Annotated in this window: 22 protein-coding genes; 10 read left to right on the top strand and 12 right to left on the bottom strand. The window is 70.8% G+C overall.

Annotated features, from left to right (window positions below):
• The first annotated feature begins 4 nt into the window (after positions 1-4).
• Positions 5-472: a DNA starvation/stationary phase protection protein gene (locus tag AB0N02_RS31300; RefSeq protein ID WP_363953744.1), complete on the top strand. Its 468-nt coding sequence runs from the start codon at positions 5-7 to the stop codon at positions 470-472.
• Positions 473-698: 226 nt separating this feature from the next.
• Here the strand turns inward: AB0N02_RS31300 and AB0N02_RS31295 are convergent, their stop codons facing one another.
• Positions 699-1,154, bottom strand: coding sequence for a MarR family transcriptional regulator (locus AB0N02_RS31295; protein WP_363953742.1), 456 nt, complete (start codon positions 1,152-1,154; stop codon positions 699-701).
• A gap of 156 nt (positions 1,155-1,310) precedes the next feature.
• On the opposite strand from AB0N02_RS31295, the gene AB0N02_RS31290 reads away from it, so the two are divergent.
• A complete protein-coding gene (locus tag AB0N02_RS31290; RefSeq protein ID WP_363953740.1) occupies positions 1,311-1,739 on the top strand; it encodes an SPW repeat protein in 429 nt (142 codons plus the stop codon).
• A 212-nt stretch (positions 1,740-1,951) separates the two neighbouring features.
• Here AB0N02_RS31290 and AB0N02_RS31285 read toward each other — a convergent pair whose 3' ends face one another.
• The gene (locus tag AB0N02_RS31285; protein WP_363953738.1) at positions 1,952-2,863 is read right to left on the bottom strand and encodes an NAD(P)H-binding protein; all 912 of its coding nucleotides are present in this window, start codon (positions 2,861-2,863) and stop codon (positions 1,952-1,954) included.
• 179 nt (positions 2,864-3,042) lie between these two features.
• Here AB0N02_RS31285 and AB0N02_RS31280 point away from each other — a divergent pair, with 179 nt between their 5' ends.
• Both AB0N02_RS31280 and AB0N02_RS31275 read left to right on the top strand, forming a co-directional pair.
• Positions 3,043-3,519 (top strand): MarR family winged helix-turn-helix transcriptional regulator, encoded by a 477-nt coding sequence (locus AB0N02_RS31280; RefSeq protein WP_363953736.1) that lies wholly within the window; start codon positions 3,043-3,045, stop codon positions 3,517-3,519.
• Between the two features lie 155 nt (positions 3,520-3,674).
• Complete coding sequence (locus AB0N02_RS31275) at positions 3,675-4,466, top strand: maleylpyruvate isomerase family mycothiol-dependent enzyme (RefSeq protein ID WP_363953734.1); 792 nt, start codon at positions 3,675-3,677, stop codon at positions 4,464-4,466.
• 103 nt (positions 4,467-4,569) lie between these two features.
• On the opposite strand, the gene AB0N02_RS31270 is transcribed toward AB0N02_RS31275, so the two are convergent.
• Complete coding sequence (locus AB0N02_RS31270) at positions 4,570-6,057, bottom strand: acyl-CoA dehydrogenase family protein (protein ID WP_363953732.1); 1,488 nt, start codon at positions 6,055-6,057, stop codon at positions 4,570-4,572.
• Between the two features lie 412 nt (positions 6,058-6,469).
• Between AB0N02_RS31270 and AB0N02_RS31265 the strand changes: the two genes are divergently transcribed.
• Positions 6,470-6,760: a hypothetical protein gene (locus tag AB0N02_RS31265; protein ID WP_363953730.1), complete on the top strand. Its 291-nt coding sequence runs from the start codon at positions 6,470-6,472 to the stop codon at positions 6,758-6,760.
• Between the two features lie 243 nt (positions 6,761-7,003).
• Here AB0N02_RS31265 and AB0N02_RS31260 read toward each other — a convergent pair whose 3' ends face one another.
• The gene (locus tag AB0N02_RS31260; RefSeq protein WP_363953728.1) at positions 7,004-7,360 is read right to left on the bottom strand and encodes a hypothetical protein; all 357 of its coding nucleotides are present in this window, start codon (positions 7,358-7,360) and stop codon (positions 7,004-7,006) included.
• Between the two features lie 226 nt (positions 7,361-7,586).
• Between AB0N02_RS31260 and AB0N02_RS31255 the strand changes: the two genes are divergently transcribed.
• Positions 7,587-8,462 (top strand): helix-turn-helix transcriptional regulator, encoded by an 876-nt coding sequence (locus tag AB0N02_RS31255; RefSeq protein ID WP_363953726.1) that lies wholly within the window; start codon positions 7,587-7,589, stop codon positions 8,460-8,462.
• Positions 8,462-8,689 carry a DUF397 domain-containing protein gene (locus tag AB0N02_RS31250; RefSeq protein ID WP_363953909.1) on the top strand — a complete coding sequence of 76 codons (228 nt, stop codon included), beginning with the start codon at positions 8,462-8,464 and terminating at the stop codon, positions 8,687-8,689. Before AB0N02_RS31255 ends, AB0N02_RS31250 begins: the two co-directional genes overlap by 1 nt.
• Before the next feature lie 59 nt (positions 8,690-8,748).
• Here AB0N02_RS31250 and AB0N02_RS31245 read toward each other — a convergent pair whose 3' ends face one another.
• The 3 genes from AB0N02_RS31245 to AB0N02_RS31235 all read right to left on the bottom strand — a co-directional run bounded on the left by AB0N02_RS31245 (position 8,749) and on the right by AB0N02_RS31235 (position 13,968).
• Positions 8,749-9,444 carry an HAD family hydrolase gene (locus AB0N02_RS31245; RefSeq protein WP_363953724.1) on the bottom strand — a complete coding sequence of 232 codons (696 nt, stop codon included), beginning with the start codon at positions 9,442-9,444 and terminating at the stop codon, positions 8,749-8,751.
• A gap of 249 nt (positions 9,445-9,693) precedes the next feature.
• Complete coding sequence (locus AB0N02_RS31240) at positions 9,694-10,239, bottom strand: AAA family ATPase (protein ID WP_363953722.1); 546 nt, start codon at positions 10,237-10,239, stop codon at positions 9,694-9,696.
• Positions 10,240-10,647: 408 nt separating this feature from the next.
• Positions 10,648-13,968, bottom strand: a complete 3,321-nt coding sequence (locus AB0N02_RS31235) for a P-loop NTPase fold protein (protein WP_363953720.1) — start codon at positions 13,966-13,968, stop codon at positions 10,648-10,650.
• 198 nt (positions 13,969-14,166) lie between these two features.
• On the opposite strand from AB0N02_RS31235, the gene AB0N02_RS31230 reads away from it, so the two are divergent.
• Positions 14,167-15,342: an alkaline phosphatase PhoX gene (locus AB0N02_RS31230; RefSeq protein ID WP_363953718.1), complete on the top strand. Its 1,176-nt coding sequence runs from the start codon at positions 14,167-14,169 to the stop codon at positions 15,340-15,342.
• A gap of 95 nt (positions 15,343-15,437) precedes the next feature.
• On the opposite strand, the gene AB0N02_RS31225 is transcribed toward AB0N02_RS31230, so the two are convergent.
• From AB0N02_RS31225 to AB0N02_RS31205, 5 genes are all read right to left on the bottom strand, one after another.
• On the bottom strand, positions 15,438-16,364 hold the full coding sequence (locus AB0N02_RS31225; RefSeq protein ID WP_363953716.1) for an ABC transporter ATP-binding protein: 927 nt from the start codon (positions 16,362-16,364) through the stop codon (positions 15,438-15,440).
• A gap of 109 nt (positions 16,365-16,473) precedes the next feature.
• Positions 16,474-17,517: an ABC transporter substrate-binding protein gene (locus AB0N02_RS31220; protein WP_363953714.1), complete on the bottom strand. Its 1,044-nt coding sequence runs from the start codon at positions 17,515-17,517 to the stop codon at positions 16,474-16,476.
• A 24-nt stretch (positions 17,518-17,541) separates the two neighbouring features.
• On the bottom strand, positions 17,542-18,501 hold the full coding sequence (locus AB0N02_RS31215; protein ID WP_363953712.1) for an ABC transporter permease subunit: 960 nt from the start codon (positions 18,499-18,501) through the stop codon (positions 17,542-17,544).
• A complete protein-coding gene (locus AB0N02_RS31210) occupies positions 18,498-19,580 on the bottom strand; it encodes an LLM class flavin-dependent oxidoreductase (RefSeq protein ID WP_363953710.1) in 1,083 nt (360 codons plus the stop codon). Before AB0N02_RS31210 ends, AB0N02_RS31215 begins: the two co-directional genes overlap by 4 nt.
• Before the next feature lie 161 nt (positions 19,581-19,741).
• Positions 19,742-20,641: a helix-turn-helix domain-containing GNAT family N-acetyltransferase gene (locus AB0N02_RS31205; protein ID WP_363953708.1), complete on the bottom strand. Its 900-nt coding sequence runs from the start codon at positions 20,639-20,641 to the stop codon at positions 19,742-19,744.
• Between the two features lie 230 nt (positions 20,642-20,871).
• On the opposite strand from AB0N02_RS31205, the gene AB0N02_RS31200 reads away from it, so the two are divergent.
• Positions 20,872-21,813: a beta-propeller fold lactonase family protein gene (locus AB0N02_RS31200; RefSeq protein WP_363953706.1), complete on the top strand. Its 942-nt coding sequence runs from the start codon at positions 20,872-20,874 to the stop codon at positions 21,811-21,813.
• 175 nt (positions 21,814-21,988) lie between these two features.
• Positions 21,989-23,719 carry a N,N-dimethylformamidase beta subunit family domain-containing protein gene (locus AB0N02_RS31195; protein WP_363953704.1) on the top strand — a complete coding sequence of 577 codons (1,731 nt, stop codon included), beginning with the start codon at positions 21,989-21,991 and terminating at the stop codon, positions 23,717-23,719.
• Positions 23,720-23,775 lie beyond the last annotated feature (56 nt).

Raw genomic sequence — 23,775 nt, 5'->3', positions numbered from 1 at the left:
CCGTATGTCCGCGATCACCAGTCCGCTCAAGGGTGAGGACAAGAAGGTCGTCACCACCGCTCTCCAGGGAGCGCTCGTCGACCTCCTCGAACTCTCGCTTCTGGGCAAGCAGGCCCACTGGAACGTGATCGGCCACCACTTCCGCTCGCTGCACCTGCAGCTCGACGAGATCGTCGCGGCGGCCCGGGAGCACGCCGACACCGTCGCCGAACGGGCGGTCGCCATCGGGGCCAACCCCGACGGGCGCGCGTCCACGCTCGCCAAGACGAGCGAGGTGCCGGAGATAGAGGCGGGTTACATCAACGACGGCAAGGTCGTCGCCGCCATGACGGACATCCTCGGGTCCGTCATCCGCAGGATGCGCGAGCGCATCGAGGCCACGGAGAAGCCCGACCCGGTGACCCAGGACATCCTCATCGAGATCACTCAGGACCTGGAGAAGCAGCACTGGATGATCGAGGCGCAGCGCTAGACCGTCTCCGCCGCCCGGAAGACGTCCCGGCCCGACGGGGCCGGGGCGCCCGCGCCTGTCCGCGGGGCGTGCGCGGGTCTTCGGCCGGGCCGTCCGGGGCGGGTCCTGCGGTGAGGACGGTCGCGGAGCCGTACCGGTGTCCGGGGATCGTCGTCAGGTCGTCGGGTTCCGTGACGTCCCGCGCCGTCCTTCACGGCGGGCCGCCGCGTCCTGAGAGACGTCGTCCTCAGGACGCGGCGGGCGCCATCGAGGCGTTCGGGACGGTCGACGCCTGCTCGACCAGCATCTTGATCAGAGGGGCCAGCCGCTGGAGCTCTTCCAGATGGGTGGCGCTGAGCAGGGTCAGTTTCTTCTCGCCCGCACCGGTGAGCGCGAGGCGCACAAGCCGGCGGTCGTGGCCCTCCCCGCGCTTGCGGGTGACGAGGCCGAGGTGCTCCACGCGGTCGATCAGCTGCACGGTGCTGTGGTGCCGCGTGCACAGGTATTCGGCGAGCTCTCTGATGGTGGGTCCCCGGGGGTCGGAATGCCCTCGGATCGCCAGCAGCAACTGGTGCTGGGTGGCGGTGAGTCCCACCTCGGCCGCCCGCTCCTCGCTCCAACGCAGGAAGCGGCGGACCCCGACCCGGAACGCCAGCAGCTTCGCGTAGTCACGGTCGGTGAGACAAGCGGGTAGTGACTTCATACTCATAATCTCCTGGCATGATATTATCACAAAGTGATATATGAGCCGGGCGCCGGCGAGGGGGATACGGCTCCACGCCGCAACTGATCGCGGTCGCCTCGCTCGAGCAACCTCACGCACGCGCGCACGCTGCGTTCGGAGAAGGTGGTGAAAGACATGGCTGATCAGGCCATGAGGCTGCACCCCGACATCGCGGAGTTGCGGGCGAAGTACGAGCTCGCCTCAGAGGCGCCGACCGCCAAGGTGATCGCCGGCCTCGCATTCCTGTCTGGGCTCTACCTCGCAATCTCTCCATGGGTCGTCGGATTCAACAATCGGTTCCCGACCCTGACGGGGAACAATCTGATCACCGGGATCGCCCTGGCGGTGCTGGCTCTCGGATTCGCCTCCGCCTACGGTCGGACCCACGGAATCGTCTGGGTGGCACCGCTGATCGGCGTGTGGACGATCATTGCTCCCTGGGTCGTCAGCGGCGGCGTCGCCACCGCGTCGACGATCTGGAGCAACGTGGTGGTAGGTGCGATCATCCTGCTGCTCGGGCTGGGGATGGCGTTCCCCATGGTGAAGGGGGCCCGTTCCCGATGATGAAGGAGGCCCGGTGACCTTCGAGAAGAGTCTTTCCTGAGCGGAAGCCGGACCCGGCCGTCCGGCTTCCCGCCTCACGTCGGCCTTGTGCGCCTTTCCAGCCGATCCGCTCACTGTCGAGGCGGCGGTCGTCGGCAGGCGCGACGGTCCGCCACGCTGTCCGCGCGGCACCGGAGCGCTCACCCACGGGGCACCGGAGCGCCGGAGCGCGCTCACCCACGGGGCGCCGGACCGTCCGTCCCGCCGACGCCGGACCACCCCGTCTCGCCGGCGCCGGACCGACCCGTCTCGAAGTCGGCGCGGTGCGCGCGGGCCCACTCCGTGAACGTGCGGCCGGGGTGACCGGTGATCCGCTCGACGGTGTTGGTGACGGGTGCGGGGACGCCCACGGCCGCTGCGGCGGTGTCCAGCAGCGCTTCCAGGACCGGCTCGGGCATCCAGGGCGCGCGTCGCGCCAGGGCCTGTTCGCGGGTCAGCTCGTCGACCGGAACCGGTGTGCCGAGAACATCGCCGAGGACGCCGACGACGTCGCGCAGACGCATCGACCGAGGCCCGGTGAGCACCTGCATCCGGCCGCGATGCGTGTCCCGGGTGAGCAGGTGCGCGGCCACCTCGGCGACGTCGTCGATGTGGACGGGATTGACCTGCGCGTCGGGGTGGGCGAGACCGACGCGTCCTTGGGAACGGATCTGCTCGCCCCAGTCCCGGCGCGCGTTGGTGGCCAGCCAGCCGGGATACAGCACCGTGTGGCGCAGGCCCGATTCCTCCAGCGCCCGCTCCACCGCGCGATGGGCGAGCCCGATGGGCCGGTCGTACTCGCCGGGCTCGTAGGCCGCGGGCGAGGACAGCAGCACGACGTACCGCACGCCCGCGTCACGTGCGGTCTTCAGGAAGCCGCCGACCTCACCTCGTGTCGGGTAGAGGAACATCGCCTCGACGCCCCGCAGGGCCTCCTCGGCGCTGTGCGGGTCGGTGATGTCCAGCTCGGCGGTCTCGACGCCCGCGGGTGGCCGTAGCGTGGCCGCGTTCCGGGCCGAGCCGCGCACGTGGTGCCCGGCTTCGGCCAGCATGGCGACGACGCGGCCGCCGATGTTGCCTCGGGCGCCGGTGACGAGGATGGTCATATCGCTCTCTGTGTCCTTCGTTCCTTTGGGGGCCGGGGCCGTCGCGATCCCGTGACCTGCGGACGGCGGGCGAGTGCAGCCCGGACGGGGACGGGCCCTCGGCTACGATGAGTACACAACTGTTTTGCTTTGGAAGGCAAATATCTTTGCTTGCAAATGTATCTTGCGGGGGGCGGTAGATGTCAACCGGACCCCGGCGGCCGGATGAGGCGGGACCGGGCGTCGACGACGCCATCCGGGCGCTGCTGCTGCTCATGCCCCGCATGGTCGGACGGGTGAAACGGCTGCCCGTGCCCGAGGAGTTCCAGTCGCTGGCACTGGGGCCGCGGCACCTGTCCCTGCTGTCCTACCTGCTGTTCGACGGCCCGATGACGGTGAACGAACTGGCCGCGCGCCTGGAGGTCGCGCCGACGACGGTGAGCCTGATGGTCGGCGAGCTCAGCCGTAAGGGCGTCCTGCACCGGCGGGAGGACGACGACGACCGGCGCCGGAGGATCGTCAGCATCGCCGACGCCAAACGACCGGTGATCGACGACTGGCTGGCGCGCGGCGCCGTCGCGTGGCGTCAGGCGCTCGAACCGCTAACCCCCGACCAGCGGCGGATGTTCGTCGACACCCTGCGCGCCTACGAACGCGCGGTCGAGGACCTGTCGTGAGACCGGTGTGAACGAGCGCTCCCGGCGGTGACTGTGAACGAGCGCTCCCGGCGGTGACCGTTCGCCGAGGCGCGGTGTGCGGGACGGCGGCGACGCGCCGGTCCGGAGGATCGGCGGGCGCCTGTTCTGTCGGAGGGGCGTTCTAGCGTGGCGTCATGTCCCTGTTGAGCTATGACCGCCACTGCGCCGAGATCGTCGCGCAGACCGACCTGCTGAGGTCCCGGATCGAGGGCGCGGACCTGACGGTTCCCGTGCCGTCGTGCCCCGGCTGGAACGTCGGGCAGCTGCTGCGGCATCTCGGCGGCGGCCACCGCTGGATCGAGGAGATCGTGCGGACCCGGGCGACGCGGCCCCTGCCCGACGAGAGCTTCCGCGACCTGTCCGCTTACACCGACGAGGATCCGGCCGTGCTCGGCCCCTGGCTCGCCGAGGGCGCCGCGCGACTGGCCGACACGCTGCGCGCCGCCGGACCCGGCGCGCCGGTGTGGACGCCGATCCCGGGGGAGACCTCGATGTTCCTGGCCCGCCGGTTCGCGCACGAGACGGTCGTGCACCGCGCCGACGCGACCCTGGCGCTCGGCAAGGAGTTCACCGTCGAGGAGGAGGTCGCCCTCGACGCCCTCGACGAGTGGATGGAACTCGGCGCGCTGCCGCAGATCCTCGACGTCCACCCCGAAAAGCGTGCCCTGTTCGGCCCGGGCCGCACCCTCCACCTCCACGCCACGGACACGGCACCGGAGACGAAGGCGGAGTGGCTGGTCGACCTCACCGGCGAGACCGTCGTCTGGCGCCGCGCGCACGAGAAGGCCACCGTCGCCGTCCGCGGCCCGCTGACCGACCTGCTGCTGATCGTCTACCGCCGGCGGCCCGCCCGCGGCGAGGGCATCCAGATCTTCGGCGACGAGGGCCTGCTCGACTTCTGGCTGGAGCGGGTCGGCTTCGGATGACCGTGAAGACGTCCCGGGGGCCGTCTTCACGATGGTCCAGGTCGTGCGGGATCGTCTAGCGGAGCACTTCGCCCCGGGCCGCGACCGCTTCATTCCTTCCTGGTCACGTCCGGGCGAGACGCGAGAACGCGCTGCGGGTCGGCGGTACCGCATCGTCGGCGTCGCCGAGGATTCCGGTGGCCATTAGGCGGAATTCCGCGGCGACGCCGACGAGGTCATGTTTGAGGAACTCGATGGCGGCCTGGACTCTACCGGGGGTGGCGCGGGTCTCGGCGGCCCACCGCATGACCTGACCGGCCGCGAACAGGTAGGCGATGGCACGGCCGGCCAGCACCTGATGTTCCTGGTCGAGGTCTTGATCGAGGAAGCTCAGGTCCGGCTTGAGCGTTGTGACGGCGGGCGCGGTGAGTGGCCAGCCGGACAGGAAGCCGCTGAGGGACCGGCCGGTCTGCTGGGCCAGGCAGTACTCGGTGAGCTGCTGGCTGAGCAGGTCGTTGTTGCCGTCGAAGACCGTGAAGACGCGGCTGTCCAGGGCCGCCTGGCCGGCGATGTTGGTGGGTGAGCCGCATCGGTACCCTTCACCACCGGCTAGCTGCTGGTAGTGCAGGGCCGAACTGAGCATGCGTTCGGAGGCGACCGTCTTGATGGCTTGCACGGCGGGGAACGCCAGTGTCATGTCGGCTTTGACGTCCAGCGTTGTCTGCAGACAGTGGTTGAGCGCCTCGCAGATGGTGTAGGAGGTGTCGATGGCCGCGAGCCTGTAGCGGGCGAACCGGATCGTCGACAGCGGCGCCGTCCCGATCTTGCGGTGGTCCGCGTACGCGTGCGCCTCACGGCTGACACGGCGGAGGAATCCGCACCCCATTGCCGCCATCATCGCCCGCGACACCATGAGGATCTCCACCAGGGGGCCCAGGTTCGCTCCCTCGACCTTGAGCCGCCGGTGCCGGGGAACGATCGCATCGATGTCGTTGACCCCGTAGTCGACTATCTTCAGGCCCAGTGGCTCGTAGCGCTCGATGGTGCGGAAGCCCTCGCTGCGCTTGACGATGAAGTAGCCGTACTCGCGGCGACCGGGATCTGCGTGGCGAGCGACGACCAGCCACCAGTGTGCGGAGAAGCTGAGGGCCTGCCAGTGCTTACGGCCATGGATTCGGTAGCCTCCCTCGACCTCCTCGAACGTGGTGGTCATGCTGGACAGAGCCGAGCCGCAGCCCGGTTCGGTGGCGGCGAGCCCGGCCATGAGCGGATCGTTGCCGGCGAAAAGCGGCAGCATCTCCTGCTGGGCGTCCTCGCCGGCCCACTTCACGACGGGCCGCAGACCAAGCGCCATGTTGACCGTCACGTGGACGCCCAATGCCAGATTCCACTCCGAGGTGATCTCGGCGATCCGGCACATTTCTACGTGGCTGTCGCGGCCTCCGAACTGCTTGGGCAGAGATGGAAGCAGGACACCGGCCTTCACCAGTCGTTCCCAGTCGGCGGCGGGAAGGTTCTGCTGCGGATAGCTGGCGGAGTCGAACGTGGATGCGACCGCGTCGATGCCGGCGATGAACTCGTTCGTCGGCAGTGCCAGAAGATCCCTGGTCATGTACTCGCTCTCAGGGTCGGGGGCCGGCAGGGGGAAGGAGAATCCAGATCAAGGCCGCCCTGACATCCGAAATGCCCGTTCCATAATTTAGTAGTGTGGCATGCGGAGCCCCTCCCGGGACGCTAGTTATGCGTAGTGGCCCACAAGCTCATGGTGATTACGGAAATCGCGAAGCGTAAGACGTCGTTTTGGCCAGCTTCAAACCACTCACCCGTCGCCTTGGACCGGGCCTCACCTCGATGGATGGATGATCTTACTTTCGCGCGCGAGCCTTACGACTGGCCGGTGCGGTCGGACCCGGGTCGCAGAGCCGGGGACCTACAGGTCGGCCAATGCTCTGAAGGCCCTCGATGACTTCGAGAAGCACTTTAAGGACAACGCACTTCCCAAGTCGAATACATTGGTGAACGCTGTGGCTCTGACAGCTGATGAACAACAGTCGACAGTTGACCATATCCTCCGCGGGATTCTCGGGCGTGTCTTTCAGTTCCTGGTCCTGCTGGGCCGCGGTGATCGGGCCAAGGCAGCCGAGATCGTGGTGCTTCGCCATCAGGTCAGGGAATGCGCCAGCAGGCTGCCGATCTACGGTGAATGCCATCTCCGCCGAGTTCTGCAAGCATACGAACGGCATCACAACGGCCGCGGGCAGGTGAGGCCGGGTGAGCCGTCCGTGCTCGTACCGCAGGCCGTACCGGTGTGCTGAGCCGCCGCGCTGATCACCCCCGCTCCAGCCGCCGGGGCGGGTGGGCAGAGCAGGGCCCGAGCCCGTCCGCGTCCGGCGCCTCGCTGACGCCCGGGGAAGCCGACCTTCGCGCACGCTTTCAGGCACAGGTCCTCCAGCGCTCAGAGGGCGAGTGGCCGGCAAGACCGACCTCAGGTTCTGGCCCTTTCCGCCGTTCCCGGTGCCTGGTTCGACATGGACAGGGCGCTCTCCCGTCTCCGTGACCTACGACAGGGAACCTTCCGTGCCGTCCGGCCGTACGGTGTCCTCCCCGAGCCAGACGAGGTCGGAGTGGAGTCGCCAGGCGGCGCTGTCCGCGCTTCTCCACAGGCCGAAGCCGTGGCCGTTCGCGCCGACGGTTGTCGCCGTCCCGCCGGGCAGCGCCAGCCCGTAGGCCACCACCTCCGCGACGGTCTCCTCGTCGTCCCCTCCCCGGACCAGGGCGAACATGCGGGGGAGTTCGCGGATCAGTGCTCGTGTGTCCTCATGCGCGGGTTCCGGGGCGGTGTCCCAGGGGCGGGGGGTGTCGAGGCTCGGATCACGGCGGGCGGATGACTGGTCGGAACCGGTGTGACGCTCCATGGCGAGTGTTCCCTTCCGGTGCGGGGCCTGAGCGGAGATCTGATGGACGGTTCCACGCCGATTCCCCTGTGTTTTCGGGCGAATGCCGAGCGTGACCGTCGTTGCTTCGGTAGCGTGACATTGAATTTAGATAAGCGCAAGCTTGCCGTAGAACATTGTTGGCATTGTCCGATTTTGCCTAGAAATGCCGGGTGGGCCAACAATGGAAATCCGAAGGAGATGGCCGATGAAGGTAAAACGAGGGCCGACGCTGCGCGCTCAGTGGCTCGGTAAATACCTGAAGGAATACCGCGAAGCGGCTGGATTGACGCTCAGGCAGTCGGGCGACTACCTCCAGCGTGACGCCGGAACCATAAGCCGGGTCGAGTCCGGGATCATCCCGGCGAGAGTCGCCGACGTGCTCGCGCTGCTCAACCTGTACGGCGTCGACGACCGGAAGGTTCGCGACGGCCTCGAACAGCTCAGCCGTGACATCTGGCGCAAGGGCTGGTGGGACGGCTACGCCGCCGACTCGCTCGGAGGAATGCTCGACCACGCCTGGCTCGAAACCCGCGCCGAGGGGATCCGCTCCTATGCGGTGATGCTCGTCCCCGGTCTCTTGCAGACCCGGGACTACGCCTCGGCGGTCATCACGGCGAGCGGCATGGGAGTCCCTGCTGACCAGATCGAACGCTGGGTGGAGTTCCGGATGACCCGGCAGCGCGTGCTCGACACGGAGGCTGCGCCGCGACTGCGGGTCATTCTGGACGAGGCCGTGTTACATCGCATGATCGGCGGTCCGGAGGTCATGCGTGTTCAGTTGGAACATCTGTCCGAGGCCATTACCAGGCCGAATGTGACCCTCCAGGTTCTGCCGTTCACCGCTGGGGCGCACGCCAGCCTGGAGGGCTCATTCATGATTTTCGACATGTTGGAGCCTTACTCCGACGTGACTTGTGTAGAGACCAGGGGAGGCGCCGTCTACACCGAGGCGGAAGGTGTCGAAAACTTCGCCCGAGCGTACGATTCGATACATAATGCCGCGCTCACCCCGGATGAGTCCGCGACCGTCATCCGGAGTGCCATCGATTCGGTCGGTCAAGCGAACGGGAGGGGCACGTGATGATCACCCGCGAGGAGTTGGCGAACGTCGCCTGGCACATCAGCACGAGAAGCCCTGACGCCGGTGGCCAGTGTGTGGAAGCCGGGCCATTGGGAGACGGAAGTGGGCGGGTGGCCGTACGGCACAGTCGTCGTCCCGATGCCGAGGTGATCGTCTACAGCCGGGCGGAGTGGGAGGCGTTCGTCGGCGGCGTCAAGGACGGCGAGTTCGACTTCCCTGTCCCCTGACAGCCCCGTTTCCGGTGCGCTGTTCCGGGTGAGGCTTTCGCCGCCGTGAGGAACGCTCGTCAGTGTGCCGGGTCCAGGATGGACAGGACGGCGGTCAGTGAGGGCAGGAACGGGCCGCGCCAGTCGGTCTCGCGGGAGTGGGCGTCGTTGTCGGCCCAGTCGGTCTCCCGCAGCATGAACGCCCGCATCCCGCAGTCGGAGGCGCCGGTGAGCTCGTCTCCGCCGCCGTCGCCGACGTAGAGGCAGTCGCGGGGATCGACCGCGAGGAGGCGGGCGATCTTCTGGAAGAGTTCCGGGTCGGGCTTGCGCCGCCCCTCCTCGCAGGAGAGCACCCGCGCGTCCACCAGGTCGCAGAGCGGAAGGTCGGGCCAGGTGCAGGCCAGCTCCACGGTGCAGTCGCTGAGCACGCCCACCCGCAGACCCCGCTCGCGCAACGCGGTCAGCGTCGAGACCGCGTCGGCGCGCAGGCCGAACAGCTCGCGCTGGGCCGCCAGTCGTGCGGCGCAGGCGGCCAGCAGTGCCTCTTCCCCCGGATCGGCGCCGACACGGCCGAGGAGCGTACGGAAGGTCGCGGGCAGGTCGCCCAGGTGTCCGACCGCCCGCTCGGGGAAAGAGGCGTCCAGCGCCGCGCGCCAGGTCAGGGCGGGGATCCCCAGGGGTTTCGCGCTGCGCGCCGCGTGCTCGTCCCACACGTGGGTCGGCGTGCTGTGGGTGAGGGTTCCGAAAAAGTCAAAGATCACTCCGGTCACGGGCATGATCAGACCTTAACCTCGTGGCCCGGAACGTTCACCGGGTCCTTCCACGGTCGAGCGGCTGCCGAGGAGGCGTATGTCGAGGGCCGGGGAGCCGGGCGGCGTCGGAGGGACAGGTGTTCGTCACCCGATCGGCGCCGACCGGCGGGGCCTCCCCAGGCCATGACCAGTGATACGGGCACTCGCTTGCAAGCCGCTCGATCATCGCTTGCCGTACGGCCTGCAAGCGCCGTGCAAGGGCACCGGACCGGCTCACCTCTCCAGGTGCCGGCGGACGAACGCGGCGCGGGAGTCGACGTCGGTTCTGGGCAGGGTGATCGGCTCGTAGCCGTGGCAGGTGTAGGCGTCGACCATCGCGTCGTGGGTGCGGACGGCCTCGTCGAAGTCCTGGGTGCGTTCGTGGTCGTTGGCGTAGATCTCCTCCCAGGGCGGTGCGACGAACACGCGGGGGTGATAGCGGAACAGGCGTGCCGCGGCCGACACGTACGGTGGCACAGGACGGCCGAGTAGCAGGTGGTAGCCGACGATGTCGGGGATGCCGCGGTCGAAGAAGACGGTTCCGGTCCGGTGGGCGGCCTCGCGGTACGAACGCATCTCCCAGGAGAGCATGATCTCGGCGAACAGCAGGGAGTCGGCCCGGTGCAGCGCCCGCCCGCCGATCGCCGCCTGGTCGCGGATGATCGCCCTGCCTGCCTCGGGCACGCAGGAGAATCCGTGCTGTCCGAGTGCGTCGATCAGACTGCTCTTGCCCGCGCCCGGACCGCCGGTGATGACGACGAACCGCTCCGCTGTGCTCATCTGCTCCCTTTCGGTGGAGTTTCAGTGGAGTTCTAGTGGAGAGCGTTCACTCGCATGCGGCACCTCCTTCCGCGCCGGTGCGGACAGGCGGGTCCGATGCGGAGAAGACGTCTCGGCGGAGGAGGGAAACGCGGCGGTGGCGAGGGGCCGGATCGGGCCGGCCGGTCAAGTGTGCTTCCGCTGGAGAGGGCTTCGGGGCCGGTGAAGGCGTCCTGGAGGCGGCCTCGGGCGGGCGTGATGTGGCAGCGGTCGTCAGCTGCGGCGACAAGGGGGCCGGGCCTCGCCCACCCTCCTGGACAAGGACTCTAACGCACACCGGGACGGTCACGGCCGTCGGTGCTCTGTAGTAGGTGGAGGGGAGCGGTCCCGAGGACTCCCCGAGGCCCCTGCCCGGAAAAGGGGCGGGGCTCAGAGGAGGTGGCGGGCGAGGTCCGCGATGGGGTGGGGGCAGGACAACAGGTCGCGCAGGGTGTCCAGGTGGGTGTCGTCCCAGGCGCCGTGGCCCGCCAGGCCCGCCTCGCGGACGGCTCCGTCCCAGACCTTGTCGTCGGCCGCCTCCGCCGCGCGTTCGAGGCTCTGCAGTACGGTCACCCCCTCGACCTCCATGACCAGCAGCGACAGCAGGTGCGGCCAGTGGATGGTCAGCGCCGCGAGCTTGGCGACCTCGGCCTCCGAGGCGGGCGCCGCCCCGGCGAGCGTACGCCGGTAGGTCAGGAACGAGTAGAAGCGGAAGACGTTCACGTAGCGCTTGATCTGACGCGGGTTGAAGAACGTCAGGGCGGGCAGCACGAACTCGATCGCCCGGTAGGCGTTCTCGTCGCTGTAGAGATCGTCGAAGACCCGGTCGGCGGCCTCACGCGCCGCCGCGGACAGGCCGCCGATCATGTCGGGGCTCTCGATGCCCAGGGCCTCCTGCGCCAGCCTCGCCGCCTCGTCCAGGGTCGCCGCCGTCGGCCGCAGCGTCCAGATCGCGTCCTCCAGACGGCTCACCTGCACCGGGTCCGGCGGCTCGACGGGACGCGGCAGGGGGTCGGCTATCGGGACGTCGACCGGGCTGCGCGACCGGGAGCCCGGTTCACGCGCCTCTTGTCCCGCCCCGGACCACCCCGGCCCCGATTCGGACCGTTCCGCCCAGGGCCGTCCCGCCCCGGACCGTCCCGCTCCGGGGATCCGCGGCGCCGACCCGCGTGGCCCGCGTCCGTTCTCGTACGGCTGCGCCTCCCCCTCCCCCCGAAGAGCCCGGGAACGGGAGGACCCGCCCCGGTACGGCCGCGACCCCGCCCCTGCCCCCGGCGACTCGGACGGCCGCGGCCCGGAAGGCGGGGAGCCCGAGGACGGGAGGCCGGAGTACGGGGAAGGGGGCAGGTCCGGAAGGTCGGGCATGCCCAGCAGGGCCCGGACGAACGCGGGCAGCCGGTCGGCGTCGTCGAGCAGCGGCACGCTCAGCGGCAACTGCACGATCTTCTCCAGGAACCGCCAGCCCAGCCCGGACCTCCCGTCGCCGGGCAGGGTCTCCGCCAGGTCGCGGTAGGCGGCCTCCACGTGCGCGACGACCACCTCCGGCTCCATGGCCAGCACGAACACGCAGTTGGGGAACTCGCCCGCGAGGAACAGGTTGATCGCCTCGATGACCTGCGCCACCGTTCCCGGCGAGCAGCGGTCCAGGTCGTCGACGAACACCACCAGCGGCCGCTCCTCGGTCGCGACCAGGTCCAGCACGTGCCGCATGTCGGTCTGGACCAGGTGCAGGAAACCGGTCCTGGACCGGTAACCGGGACCGGCCCCGACCTCTCCAGCGATCCCGGCGAATCCGTCGGTCATGTCGCCCGAGAGCAGGTCGGGCTGCCGCACCAGGCCGGAGAAGGCGCTGCTCGCCGACTCGCCGAAGAACCTCGCCAGCCTCACGGCACCCGCCCCGACCGCGGCGACGGACCCGGCGGAGCCGACGGCGGCCGCGGCGTTCCGCAGGAAGGCGTCGAAGGCGGGCAGCAGCGCGGAGGCGGCGAGCAGGGCGCCGGTGAGCACGAGGGTGGTGAGGAGACCGAGGGCCAGCGGCGCCAGCCGGGTCAACGCCAGCTGGTAGGCCCGCCTGCGGACCGCCTCCCGGTCGATCCGGGCCAGGTTGAGCTCCAGCCAGAACCGCTCCCGCTCGGCCGTGGGCAGCCGTTCGGTGACCTGGCTGATGATCTCGTGGGCGAGACCGGCCCAGACCTGCTCGCCGTTCTGGTACATCCACGGGTTGAACCAGACGGTCGGGCGCCAGTCGGCCCGCCGTACGGGGAGGGCGCCCGGCACCGCGCGCGCCACCCCCTCCCTGGGCCGCTGCCCGGCACGGGTCAGCACCTCGGCGTTGGTCGGCGTCCGGTCCGCGCGGGATCCGGGCAGGTGGATGGCGGCGGGGTTGTTCCCCGCGGCCCCGGGGTCCAGCAGGTCCTGGATCATCCGCATCAGGGAGGTCTTGCCGGTGCCCCAGGGGCCCTTGACTCCGATGGTGAGCGGCGGCCGGGTCTCCGGATGCCTGACGAACGCGACGATGGCCTCGGCGTAGAGCCGGTGCCCGAGCTGGTCCTCGGTGGTCCAGCGGTCCGCGGTGAGCCGTGCCCTCGGCGGTACGGCCCGCCTCCCGGCCCGCCGGCGGCGCAGCAGCGCGGAGGTCCGGGCGCTCTCGACCGGGGAGAGACACGAGTGGCCGAAGGACCGCACGTCCGGATGGGCGAACGTGGTGGTCTCACCGAGCAGGCCCCACTGCCGGAGCTCGGTGGCGTCGCCGAAGACCTCCTCGACGGACTCGTCCTCGGCCAGGAGGGACGCCTTGCGCAGCAGTTCCTTGGCGGGCTCGCTCAGGTGCAGCTCGTAGACGCGCCTGACGACCTCGACGCCGGAGGCGGGCGGAACGGAGTCGCCGAGCCGGGCCGCGGCCCGCGCGAGGGCGGCGGGCAGCGGGACCGACGGGTCCCCGGCCTGGGTCAGCGGGACCTTCGCGACGGCGCCGTAGGTGATCAGGATGGGGGTGCGGGCGGCGGAGGCGATCGCGTAGTGGTCGAGCGCGTACGAGTGCAGCTCGCCGACGGTGATCACCCCGTCGCCGTCGAGGTCGGCGGCCCGGGTGGCCAGGCCTTCGGCGATGACGTCGGTCAGGCTGCGCACGGGGCCGGGAAGCGTCTCGTCGTATCTCAGCGTCAGCGTGAGGGCGGCCGCCGCCACCCGGGGCTCTCCCGCGACGGCCAGCTGCCTGACCGGGGTCGCCGAGTCGTCCAGGGCGCTCCAGCCGAAGTCGACGATCAGCAGTACGGCCGCCGCCAGCGACTCGCCCACCTGCCTGCCGAACGCGCCGATCATCGAGCCGAGCTGCCCGGAGGTCCAGCCGCCGTCCGAGGGAAGCCGGATCACCAGCAGGTCCCCCTCCTGCGCGGACCTGAGGAACTCCCACACCCGCTCGCCGTCGTCGCCCGCGCCCCGGCTGTGCTCGGAGTCGACGGCGAACCCCTCGGCGCGCAGCGCGCCGGCCAGGCGGGCGTCGGGCTGGGAGGGGCCGTCCGGTACGGGCACCGGTTCCGGTACGGCCGAGGCCGAGACGGAGTCCGGTGCGGAGTCCGGTATGGAGGCCGGGGCGGGGGAGACACCGGGGAAGGCGGAGGGGGGTGAGTCGAGGAACACCAGGGCTCTGCGGCCGCCCACGGCCGGGGCGGCCTCGGAGATCGGACTGGCGAACGTGAGTCCCTCGCTCAACGGTGCTCCCGGCCTGACGACGGTGTGATCTCCACTGTGGACGTCCGCGCGGGGATGAATGGGGATCTTGGCGATAGGGCGACTGGTTTTGAGGAACGCTTGCTCTTCGGTTTCCGCAAAGTTTGGGCGTGGGCAGTCGCCCTGTTCACATGAGTCCGATCGACTTGCCGCGTAACGAGAAGGCGACCAGGAGGAGCCATGCTTCGCCGAACGTTCGTGCGCAAGGGGGGACTGGCCGCCGGAACGGCCTTCGCCGGATCGCTCTGGCAGGGGGCCGCCCTGGCCGTCGTGTCGCGGCACGACAGCCCCTACGGCCCGCTGGGCGCGCCCGACGGCAACAGGGTCGCGCTGCCCGCGGGGTTCACGAGCAGGATCGTCGCCCGCACGGGACACCGGGTCGGCGGGGTGCTCTGGCACCCGGCCCCCGACGGAGGCGCGTGCTTCCCCGACGGGAGCGGCTGGATCTACGTGTCCAACTCGGAGATCCCGCTGCTCGGCGGCGCGACCGCGATCAGGTTCGGCCCCGACGCGGCCGTCCGCGGCGCCTACCGCATCCTGTCGGGCACCAACCTCAACTGCGCGGGCGGCGCCACCCCGTGGAACACCTGGCTGTCGTGCGAGGAGATCTCCCGCGGGCGGATCTTCGAGTGCGACCCGTACGGCGTGCGCGCCGCGATGCCGCGCCTGGCCATGGGCAGGTTCAAGCACGAGGCCGCCGCGTGCGACCCGGTCAGGCAGGTGGTGTATCTGACCGAGGACGAACCCGACGGCTGCTTCTACCGCTTCGTCCCCGCGCACTGGGGGGATCTGACGACGGGCAGGCTGGAGGTGATGTGCTCCTCCCCGGTGAGCGGCTCCCCGATGGGCGGTTCCCCGGTGGGCGGCGCGGACACCGGCGCGGTGACCTGGCGGAGGGTGCCCAACCCCGCCGCGCTGCTGGAGGCGACCCGTCACCAGGTGGACACCGCCCTGCGTTTCGACGGGGGAGAGGGCTGCCACTACTCCGACGGCGTCTGCTTCTTCACCGGCAAGGGCGACAACCGGGTCTGGGCCTACGACGCGGAGAACGAGCGCCTGGAGGTCGCCTACGACGCCGACGCCCCGCTGAACGGCGTGGACAACATCACCGGCACCTCCTCGGGCGACCTCTACGTGGCCGAGGACGGCGGGAACATGGAGATCAACCTGATCACTCCGGAGCGCACGGTCACCCCGTTCCTGCGGGTCGATGGCCACTCCGGGTCGGAGATCACCGGTCCCGCCTTCTCCCCGGACGGCGGTCGCCTGTACTTCTCCTCCCAGCGCGGCCCCCGCGGTGACGCCGCCGGGACCGACGGCGTCACCTTCGAGATCACCGGCCCCTTCCGCCGCTGACCCCGGCCGCTCACCGGGCTCGGCCGGTCATCGGGCCCGGCCGGTCATCGGGCCCGGCCGGTCATCGGGCCTGGCCGGTCATCGGGCCCGGCCGGTCATCGGGCCGTTGGGCCGGTCGCCGAGGCGGCGCGGCGGACGACCTCCGTCAGCTCCTCGCGCAACGCGGTGAAGCGCGGGCCGCCGCGGGGCCGGTCCTCGTACGGCAGGTCCGAGGCGCGGTCGAAGATCACACGCCCCGGCCGGCCGCTCAGCGCGAGCACCCGGGTGCCCAGGTAGACCGCCTCGTCCACGCTGTGCGTGATGAACACCACCGTGGTCCCGGCCCGCCGCCACAGCTCGCGGACCTCCTCCTGCATGCGCTCCCTGGTGAAGGCGTCCAGCGCGGCGAACGGCTCGTCCATCAGCAGCAGCGCGGGACCGGGCGCCAGCGCGCGGGCGATCGCCGCGCGCTGCTGCATCCCCCCGGACAGCTCGTACGGCCTGGCCCGCCCCACGTCGCCGAGGCCGGTCAGCTCCAGCAACTCGGCGACCCTGGCCCGCCGTACGGCCCTGGGCACGCCCCGGAGCCCGAAGCCGACGTTTCCCGCGACCGAGAGCCAGGGGAAGAGCCGGTGCTGCTGGAAGACGTATCCCCGGGCCGGGTCGGGGCCCGTGACCGGCAGGCCCGAGGCGGTGATGCTCCCGGCGGACGGCGCCGTGAACCCCGCGACCAGCCGCAGCAGTGTGCTCTTGCCGCACCCGGAGGGGCCGACGACGGTGACGAACTCGCCCGCGGCGATCTCCAGGTCGACGGGCCCGAGGGCCGCGACGGGGCCGCCGCGTCCCCGGTAGGAGTGCGAGACCCCGGCCAGGGCCAGTGCCGGATCCCCGTCACCGCCCACCCCTCGGCCCTCTCGACCCGCCTTCCCGATGTCTCGGCCCGTCTTCCCGGCCAGTGCTCCGCTCTTCCCGGCCTGTGCTCCGGACGCCGGGCGCATCCGGTCCGTGCCCCCCGCTTCGACGCCCGCGTCCACGCTCCCCATGTCCACGCTCCTCGCGCCCAGGTCCGAACCCCCCGTGACGGACACCTTCACGGCCAGGGTGGCCGTGGTCGGAGCGTCCGCGGCCGGGGTTCCCCGGCCGGTCCCCGGGTCAGCCGCCCGCGAACGCATCGGCCAGTTCCCGGGTCGCCAGGCCCTGCTGGAACACGCTCAGCTCGGGCACCGCGTCCACCTTCTGCTGGGTCTTGAGGAACTCGGCCGCGCTGTGCAGGTTCTCCGCCAGTTTCCCCGGGGCCGACGGCGTGCCGAGGTAGTCGGCCGAACGCTGCTCGGAGGCGTCCAGCAGTACGAGCTGTCCCAGCTGGCGGGCCGCCTCCGCCGGGTCCAGGTTCAGCTGGCGGCCGATCGCCGCCGCCGCGGCGGCCTTGTCGCTCCTGGCCAGCTTGACCGCCCGGTCCTGCTGCTGGAGCCAGACGCTCAGCGCCTTGGGGTACTTCTGCGCGAACTCGCCGCGCACCACCGCGAGGTCGGCGGTGAGCTTGCCGCGCTGGGCCAGTTCCCTGCTGGTGACCAGTGTCCTGCCGCCGTTCTTCTGCAACTCGGCCAGGTTGGGCGTCCAGACGTAGGCGGCGTCGATGTCACCGCGCTGCCAGGCGGCCTGGATGTCCGGCGGCTCCATGTCGAGGATCTTCACACCGGACTCGGAGAGCCCGGCCTCGGTCAGCGCGGCGAGCAGGCTGTAGTGCGAGGTCGAGCTGAACGGCGTGGCGATCCGCTTGCCCGCCAGGCCCTTGACGTCGGTCACGCCGCCGCGTGCGACCAGCGCCTCGTTGTCCCCGATCACGTCGAAGATCCACGGAACCTTGTAGGGGATGTTCAGCGGCGCGGACAGACCGCGGGTGACCGGGCTGCTGCCCGCGAGGCCGATGTCGAGCGAACCGGCGATCATGGCCGTGTTGACGTCGCCGCCCGAGTCGAACTTGCTCCACACGATCTTGGTGTTCGGCAGGGCCGCCTCCAGCCACTTCTGGTCCTTGACGATCAGATCGCCGTTCGGGATCAGCTGGTAGCCGATGCGCAGGGTCGCGGGGGAGCCGTCGGCGGCCGGCTTCGCCTCCTGGGCGCCGGACCCGCAGGCGGTCAGCGTCAGGGCGGCGGCCAGGGCCAGCGGCAGGAGCAGGGATGTGCGTTTCACAGGGCGCTCTTTCTCGGGCTTCGTTCAGGTACGGCCGCGCCAGGGCACCAGGCGGCGGTCGAGTGTTTGCAGCAGGAAATCGATGAGCAGGCCGGACAGGCCGATGACGAGGATGCCGAGCACCACCACGTCGGTCTGGTTGTAGCGCTGGGCGTCGCGGACCATGCCGCCGATCCCGGGCACCCCGTTCACGGTCTCGGCGGCGACCACCGTCGTGTAGGCGACCCCGACGGCGACCCTGACGCCCGTGATGATCTCGGGCAGCGCGCTCGGCAGCACCACCCGCAGCGGCAGTTCGTGCCGCCGGGCGCCGAGCGAGCGGGCCGCGTTCAGGTAGTCCTCGTGCACGCTCCGTACCGCGTCCGCGGTCGCCACCGCCACCGGCGGCAGCGCGGCGAGCAGCAGGAGCCAGATCTTGGGCTCCTCGTCGATGCCGAACCAGATCACCAGGAGGCTGAGGTAGGCCAGCGGGGGCAGCGTCCGCACGAACGTCACCGGCGGGCCCAGCAGTGCCCGCAGGGTGGGGACCATGCCGATCAGCAGTCCCAGGACGATGCCGCCGGTCACGCCGTACAGGCAGCCGAGGAGGATGCGGCGCAGGCTGGTGAGCAGGTGCTCCTGGAGGGTGTAGCCGCTCACGCCCTCGGTGGTCGTCCGCAGGAACTGCTCCCACACGGCCAGGGGCTCCGGCACGAAGACCGGGGGCCAGATCCTCGCCATCGCCACGACCTGCCAGATCGCGACCAGCGCGACGATCGCCCCGGCCCGCAGGGCCATGGCGCGCCAGACGCTCCGGGCGGGAGCCGGTCCCGCGCCGGACGTACCGGCGGGAACGTCCGCGCTGTCACCGGCGAGGGCGTCCGCGGCGTCGCGGGCGGGAGGGACAGGGGTGTCACGGGTGGGGGAGCCCGCGGTGTCGCGTGTGGAGGTGTCCGCGGTGTCGTGGGCGGACGCGTCACCGGTGAGGTCGCCGAGCGCGCTCATGGCACGAGGGCGGGAGCGGTGAGTCGGGGGAGGACGAAGTCGCCCACCCGCCAGGCCTCCTCCAGGTGCGGCCAGCCGGACAGGATGAACTCCGACAGGCCGAGCCGGGCGTATTCGCGGATGCGCTCGGACACCTCCGCGTAGCTGCCGACCAACGCCGTGCCGGCACCTTCGCGGACGAGTCCCACCCCCGCCCAGAGGTTGGGTGATATCTCGAGCGCATCCGCGGAACCCCCGTGTAGCCCGGCCATGCGGCTCTGGCCCACGGAGTCCATCCGGGCGAACCGCGCCTGGGCGGCGGCGATCCGCTCGGGGTCCATGCCGTCGAGCAGGCGCCGGGCGTGCGCCCAGGCCTCCTCAGCGGTGTCACGGGCGATGACGTGCAGCCGGATGCCGAAGCGCGGCTCGCGCCCCGCCTCGGCGGCGAGGCGCCGCATCCGGGCGATCCGCTCGGCGATCATCGCCGGGGGCTCGCCCCACATCAGGTACACGTCCGCCTGGGCGGCGGCCACCCGCTCCGCGGCGGGGGAGGCGCCGCCGAAGTAGATCTCGGGGACGTCGGTGAGCGGCGTGGTCAGCCCGCCCCCCGACACCCGGTAGTGGACGCCGTCGTGGTCGAACGGCTCGCCGGTCCAGGAACGGCGGAGCACGGTCAGGAACTCCTCGGTGCGCGCGTAACGGGCGTCGTGGTCGAGAAAGTCGCCGTAGGCGCGCTGCTCCCGGGGGTCGCCGCCGGTCACCACGTTGAGCAGCAGCCGGCCACCGCTGATCTGCTGGAAGGTCTGCGCCTGCTGGGCGAGCAGGGTGGGCAGCGTGAAGCCGGGCCGGAAGGCCACCAGGAGCCCGATCCGCTCGGTCCGCGCGGCGACGGCGCCGCACACCACCAGCGGGTCGGGGCAGCCGGCCCCCACGGGGGTCAGCACGGCGTCGAAACCGGAGGCCTCCGCCGCCCCGGCCACCTGCGCGAGGTAGTCGAGCGTCGCGGGACGGGCCGCCGAGCCTCCCGCCGCGACCGTGGTCGTGGCGGGTCTGACGTGGTGGCCGTCGCCGGTGGTCGGGAGGAACCAGTGGAACCGCATTTTCGCCTCACGCAGGTGGGGGGTGCTCTTGATACTAACCAGATAATACCTATCAAGAAAGAAGGAATTACGCCGAAGGTGTGCAGCGGGCGACATCGTGCTCCGGCGTCGCGGTCGGCGTGGTGCCGGGGTCGGCGGCCCGGCCGATCACGGTCCGCCGGTCACAGGTCCCTGGCCCAGATCTCCTCGACGATCCCGTTCTCGGTCCGCTCCTCGATCGGCTCGAAGCCCGCCGCCCGGTAGATGTGCCGGGCGCCGGTCAGCACGCCCCTGGTCCACAGCACCATCCGCCGGTAGCCCGCCTCCCGGGCGAAGTGCAGGCACTCCTCGACGAGCCGCCGGCCGATGCCCATGCCCCTGGCGGACGGCTCGACCAGCAGCATCCTGAGCTGGGCCGTCTCATCGTCCTTGCGCACGCAGAACACGCAGCCCGCCCGCTCGCCGTCGACCTCCGCGATCCACCCGGCCTCGCGCGCCGGATCGTGGCCGTCCACGTAGTCCGCCACGATCCTGGCGACCAGCGCCTCGAAGTCCTGGCCCCAGCCGTACTCCTGGCTGTAGAGCACCCCGTGCCGGTGCACCACCCAGCCGAGGTCCCCGGCGCGCGGCGGGCGGATGACGTACGGCGCGCTCCTCCCGGCGGGGGAGAGGATCTCCTCGATCGTGGCCATGCTCGTCACGAGGCGCCGCGCGTCCTCCTCGGTCACCTCCTCCAGCAGGCCCCGCACCTGCGCCGCCGAGCGTTCGTCGAGGGTCGCGAACGTGGTCCGGCCCGCCTCGGTCAGCGCGACGATCTGCCGCCGGGCGTCGGCGGCCGACCGCTCGCGCGCGACCAGCCCGTCGCTCTCGAACCTGCTGAGCATCCGGCTGAGATATCCGGAGTCGAGCTCCAGCAGTCGCCGGAGCTCGCCGGTCTCCATGCGGTCCCGCGAATGGAGCTCGAACAGCACTCTCACCTCGGTGAGGGAGTAGGGGGTGTCCAGGATGCCCTGCTGGAGCACACCGATCACCTCGGTGTAGAAGCGGTTGAACGCGCGAACCCGCGCGACAAGGTTCTCCATAGCTGACAGAATCAACGTTTTCGTTGCTTGAATCAACCAAATTATCCCGGGCGCGTCGCGCCGTCTCCGGAGCGCGGCCCCGGCGGCTGGCAGATTCAGGACAGATGGGTACGTTCGGGGGAAGACGGGTGCCCAGGGAGTAATCGACTGCGCTAAGTTCGCAGATTGATCGAGGACGGATGACGATCTTCGGGTGGCGACGGGCCGCCCGATCCGATACCGGGAGCATGATGGCTGAGGTCGCGTACATCGGTGGATACACCCCGGACACCGGGGGATCCGGCACGGGGATCAGCGCCGTCGAACTGGGGAGCCTCACGCGGCTCGGCACCACGCCGGCTTCGGGGCCGTCGTTCGTCGCCGCCCACCCCCGGCTCCCGATCCTGTACGCCGTGGGCGAGAGCGAACGCGGCACGGTCGGCGTCTTCGCCAGGGGCGAGGGCGCGCCGACCCCCCTCGCCCAGCGGCCGAGCGGCGGATCCTCCCCCTGCCACCTGGCCGTCGCCCCGTCCGGCACGCTGCTCGCGGTCGCCAACTACGGCGACGGCACGGTGACCGTGCACCGGATTGAGGAGTCCGGCCTGCTGACCGACGTGTGGACCTTCCCCTACCGCGACGGCGCCCACGCCCACCAGGCCGTCTTCGGCCCCGACGGGGTGCTGTACGTGACCGACCTGGGCGCCGACGAGGTCCGCCGATACCTGGTCGGCGACAGGGTGGAGCCACACCCCGAAGGGCCGGTACGGCTCGCACCCGGCATGGGTCCCCGGCACATGGCCCGATCGGGGGACCACTGGTACGTGGCCGGGGAGTTGGACGGCACGGTCCGCGTCTACGACGACGGCTGGCGGGAACTCGGGGCCGTCGCCGCCAGCACGGCGGAGGGCGGGAACTACCCCTCGCACCTGGAGGTGTCCGGCGGGTTCGTCTACGTCGCCAACCGGGGCCCCGACACGATCTCGGTGTTCGAGCCGCTCACCCTCGCCCGGGTCGCGGAGGTCCCCTGCGGCGGTGTGTGGCCGAGGCACTTCGCCATCGCCGACGGCCGGATGTACGTGGCCAACCAGCGTTCCGACGGCGTCGCCGTACTGACGCTGAAGGAGGGGATCCCGCAGCCGGACCCGGTGGTGTACGCGGTCGGCACCCCCTCGTGCGTGCTGCCGCTGTCCTGAGCCCGCCGCCGCCTGATTCCGCCGCCCGAGTCCGCCTCCCCGAGTCCGTCGCGGTCATGAGCCGGTCGTGTCCAGAGTCCGTCGCCTGAGACTGTCACCCTTCTGAGGCCAAGAACCCGCCAAGTCTCCGGTCAGGTTCCCGGGCGGCGGTGCTCGGCGAGGTCATGCTGGTGCCATGTTCCGAGCGTTCACTCACCTGGCGATCACACTGGCTCTGAGCACGGTGGGCGCCGGATGCTCCCCGGCCACCGGCACCATCGGCGGTGTCACCGGCGAGAGCCACGGCCGGGCCGTGGCGACCCCCTCTCCCGCGACCTCCCCTGGTCCGGGAGGCCCGGGAGACACCCCGAGGGGCCCCGGAGACCCGCCGGGGACGAACACCGGGGGGACCGGCGCCCCGGAGGCGGCGGGGAACGCCACCGTGGCCGAGAACGCCAAGCCGGGCGACCCGCTCTGGCGGGGAAACCGCACCGGCGGCGAGCACGAGATCGAGGGGTTCGCCGACCGGGTGAGCGTGCTGCCGGGGGAGACGTTCCACCTCTACGTCTCGACCACGGCCGACAGCTACACCGCCAGGGCCTTCCGGGTCGGCTGGTACGGCGGAGACGGAGCCAGGAAGGTCTGGGAGTCCGAGGAACTCCCGGGGATCAAGCAGGCGTCTCCCAAGGTGGTCCCCGGCACCCGTACGGTCACCGCCGCCCACTGGAAGCAGGGCCCGGCGATCGACACCGCCGGCTGGCCCGAGGGCTCCTACCTCATCCGGCTGGACGCCAAGACCGGGGCGAAGCGTTTCGTGCCCATCACCGTCAGGTCGGCCTCGACCCAGGGACGCGTGGTCGTCGTCAACGCGGTCACCACCTGGCAGGCCTACAACCTCTGGGGCGGGCGCAGCCTCTACCTGGGCCCCGGGGGGTTCGAGGACCGCTCCTACGCGGTCAGCTTCGACCGCCCCTACGACACCTCGGGGGCGCGGATCTTCCTGGACCTGGAACGCGACGGAATCGAGGTCGCCGAGCACAGCGGCGTCCCGCTGGCCTACATCACGAGCCTGGAGCTCGAAAACGACCCGCACATCCTCGACGGCGCCAAGGGATTCGTCTCCCTGGGCCACGACGAGTACTGGTCGGTTCACATGCGCCGCAACGTCGAGGCCGCCCGCGACCACGGCACCAACCTCGCCTTCCTCGGCGCCAACGCCGTCTACTGGCGCATCCGTTTCGCCGCGACGTCGATGGGTCCCGACCGCCTCGTCATCTGCCACAAGAACGGCAGGCTCGACCCGAGCACCGACCGGTGGCGCGTGACCGAGCCGGAGAGCGCGCTGACCGGCCCGATGTACACCTGCTTCCCGGCGGAGGCCGTCTACGTGGTCCACAACCCGGACAACTGGATCTTCGAGGGGACCGGTGTCCGGCGCGGCACGACCTTCCCCGGCCTGGCGGGTGTGGAGACCGACGAGGTCCTGTCCAGCATGCCGCGGCCACGCCCGATGGAGATCCTGTCCGTCTCCCCGGTCGACTGCAGCGGCAGGCCGACCACCGCCCACACCACCTACTACACCGCGCCGAGCGGAGCGGGGGTGTTCGCCTCGGGCACGATGCGCTGGGTGTGCGCGATGCGCGGCTCGAACTGCGGCCACGGCGTCACCGACCAGGCCGCGCTCTTCGTCCGCAGGGCCACGACGAACATCCTGCGGGCCTTCGCCAAGGGCCCGGCCGCGCTGGAGCACCCGGCCAAGGACAACCTCGAATCCCTGGGCCTCGGCGGCCCTCTCCACGCCACCGCCCCGGACCGCCACATGGAGGGCCGCCCGACCAAACGCCTCAGCGACCGCCCGGAAAGACCCGTCCGCAACCGCCCGGCCCACCACCCCGGGAACCGCTCGCCCAAACACCGCCGGATGTAGAGCCTCACGCGGCCTCGCCTGGTAAGGGCCTCGTACGCACCTCACCGAACCTTCGC

The sequence above is a fragment of the Streptosporangium sp. NPDC051022 genome (genome assembly GCF_040683035.1).
Taxonomy (GTDB): Bacteria; Actinomycetota; Actinomycetes; order Streptosporangiales; family Streptosporangiaceae; genus Streptosporangium.
The sequence above is the reverse complement of the archived record's forward strand: the minus strand, read 5'-3'. Positions and strand labels throughout refer to the sequence as shown.

Bases quoted from the DNA above. Each gene is read 5' to 3' on its own strand.
- AB0N02_RS31300 (WP_363953744.1), top strand. From the start codon at position 5: ATGTCCGCGATCACCAGTCCGCTCAAGGGTGAGGACAAGAAGGTCGTC.
- AB0N02_RS31295 (WP_363953742.1), bottom strand. From the start codon at position 1,154: ATGAAGTCACTACCCGCTTGTCTCACCGACCGTGACTACGCGAAGCTG.
- AB0N02_RS31290 (WP_363953740.1), top strand. From the start codon at position 1,311: ATGGCTGATCAGGCCATGAGGCTGCACCCCGACATCGCGGAGTTGCGG.
- AB0N02_RS31285 (WP_363953738.1), bottom strand. From the start codon at position 2,863: ATGACCATCCTCGTCACCGGCGCCCGAGGCAACATCGGCGGCCGCGTC.
- AB0N02_RS31280 (WP_363953736.1), top strand. From the start codon at position 3,043: ATGTCAACCGGACCCCGGCGGCCGGATGAGGCGGGACCGGGCGTCGAC.
- AB0N02_RS31275 (WP_363953734.1), top strand. From the start codon at position 3,675: ATGTCCCTGTTGAGCTATGACCGCCACTGCGCCGAGATCGTCGCGCAG.
- AB0N02_RS31270 (WP_363953732.1), bottom strand. From the start codon at position 6,057: ATGACCAGGGATCTTCTGGCACTGCCGACGAACGAGTTCATCGCCGGC.
- AB0N02_RS31260 (WP_363953728.1), bottom strand. From the start codon at position 7,360: ATGGAGCGTCACACCGGTTCCGACCAGTCATCCGCCCGCCGTGATCCG.
- AB0N02_RS31255 (WP_363953726.1), top strand. From the start codon at position 7,587: ATGAAGGTAAAACGAGGGCCGACGCTGCGCGCTCAGTGGCTCGGTAAA.
- AB0N02_RS31250 (WP_363953909.1), top strand. From the start codon at position 8,462: ATGATCACCCGCGAGGAGTTGGCGAACGTCGCCTGGCACATCAGCACG.
- AB0N02_RS31245 (WP_363953724.1), bottom strand. From the start codon at position 9,444: ATGCCCGTGACCGGAGTGATCTTTGACTTTTTCGGAACCCTCACCCAC.
- AB0N02_RS31240 (WP_363953722.1), bottom strand. From the start codon at position 10,239: ATGAGCACAGCGGAGCGGTTCGTCGTCATCACCGGCGGTCCGGGCGCG.
- AB0N02_RS31230 (WP_363953718.1), top strand. From the start codon at position 14,167: ATGCTTCGCCGAACGTTCGTGCGCAAGGGGGGACTGGCCGCCGGAACG.
- AB0N02_RS31225 (WP_363953716.1), bottom strand. From the start codon at position 16,364: ATGGGGAGCGTGGACGCGGGCGTCGAAGCGGGGGGCACGGACCGGATG.
- AB0N02_RS31215 (WP_363953712.1), bottom strand. From the start codon at position 18,501: ATGAGCGCGCTCGGCGACCTCACCGGTGACGCGTCCGCCCACGACACC.
- AB0N02_RS31210 (WP_363953710.1), bottom strand. From the start codon at position 19,580: ATGCGGTTCCACTGGTTCCTCCCGACCACCGGCGACGGCCACCACGTC.
- AB0N02_RS31205 (WP_363953708.1), bottom strand. From the start codon at position 20,641: ATGGAGAACCTTGTCGCGCGGGTTCGCGCGTTCAACCGCTTCTACACC.
- AB0N02_RS31200 (WP_363953706.1), top strand. From the start codon at position 20,872: ATGGCTGAGGTCGCGTACATCGGTGGATACACCCCGGACACCGGGGGA.
- AB0N02_RS31195 (WP_363953704.1), top strand. From the start codon at position 21,989: ATGTTCCGAGCGTTCACTCACCTGGCGATCACACTGGCTCTGAGCACG.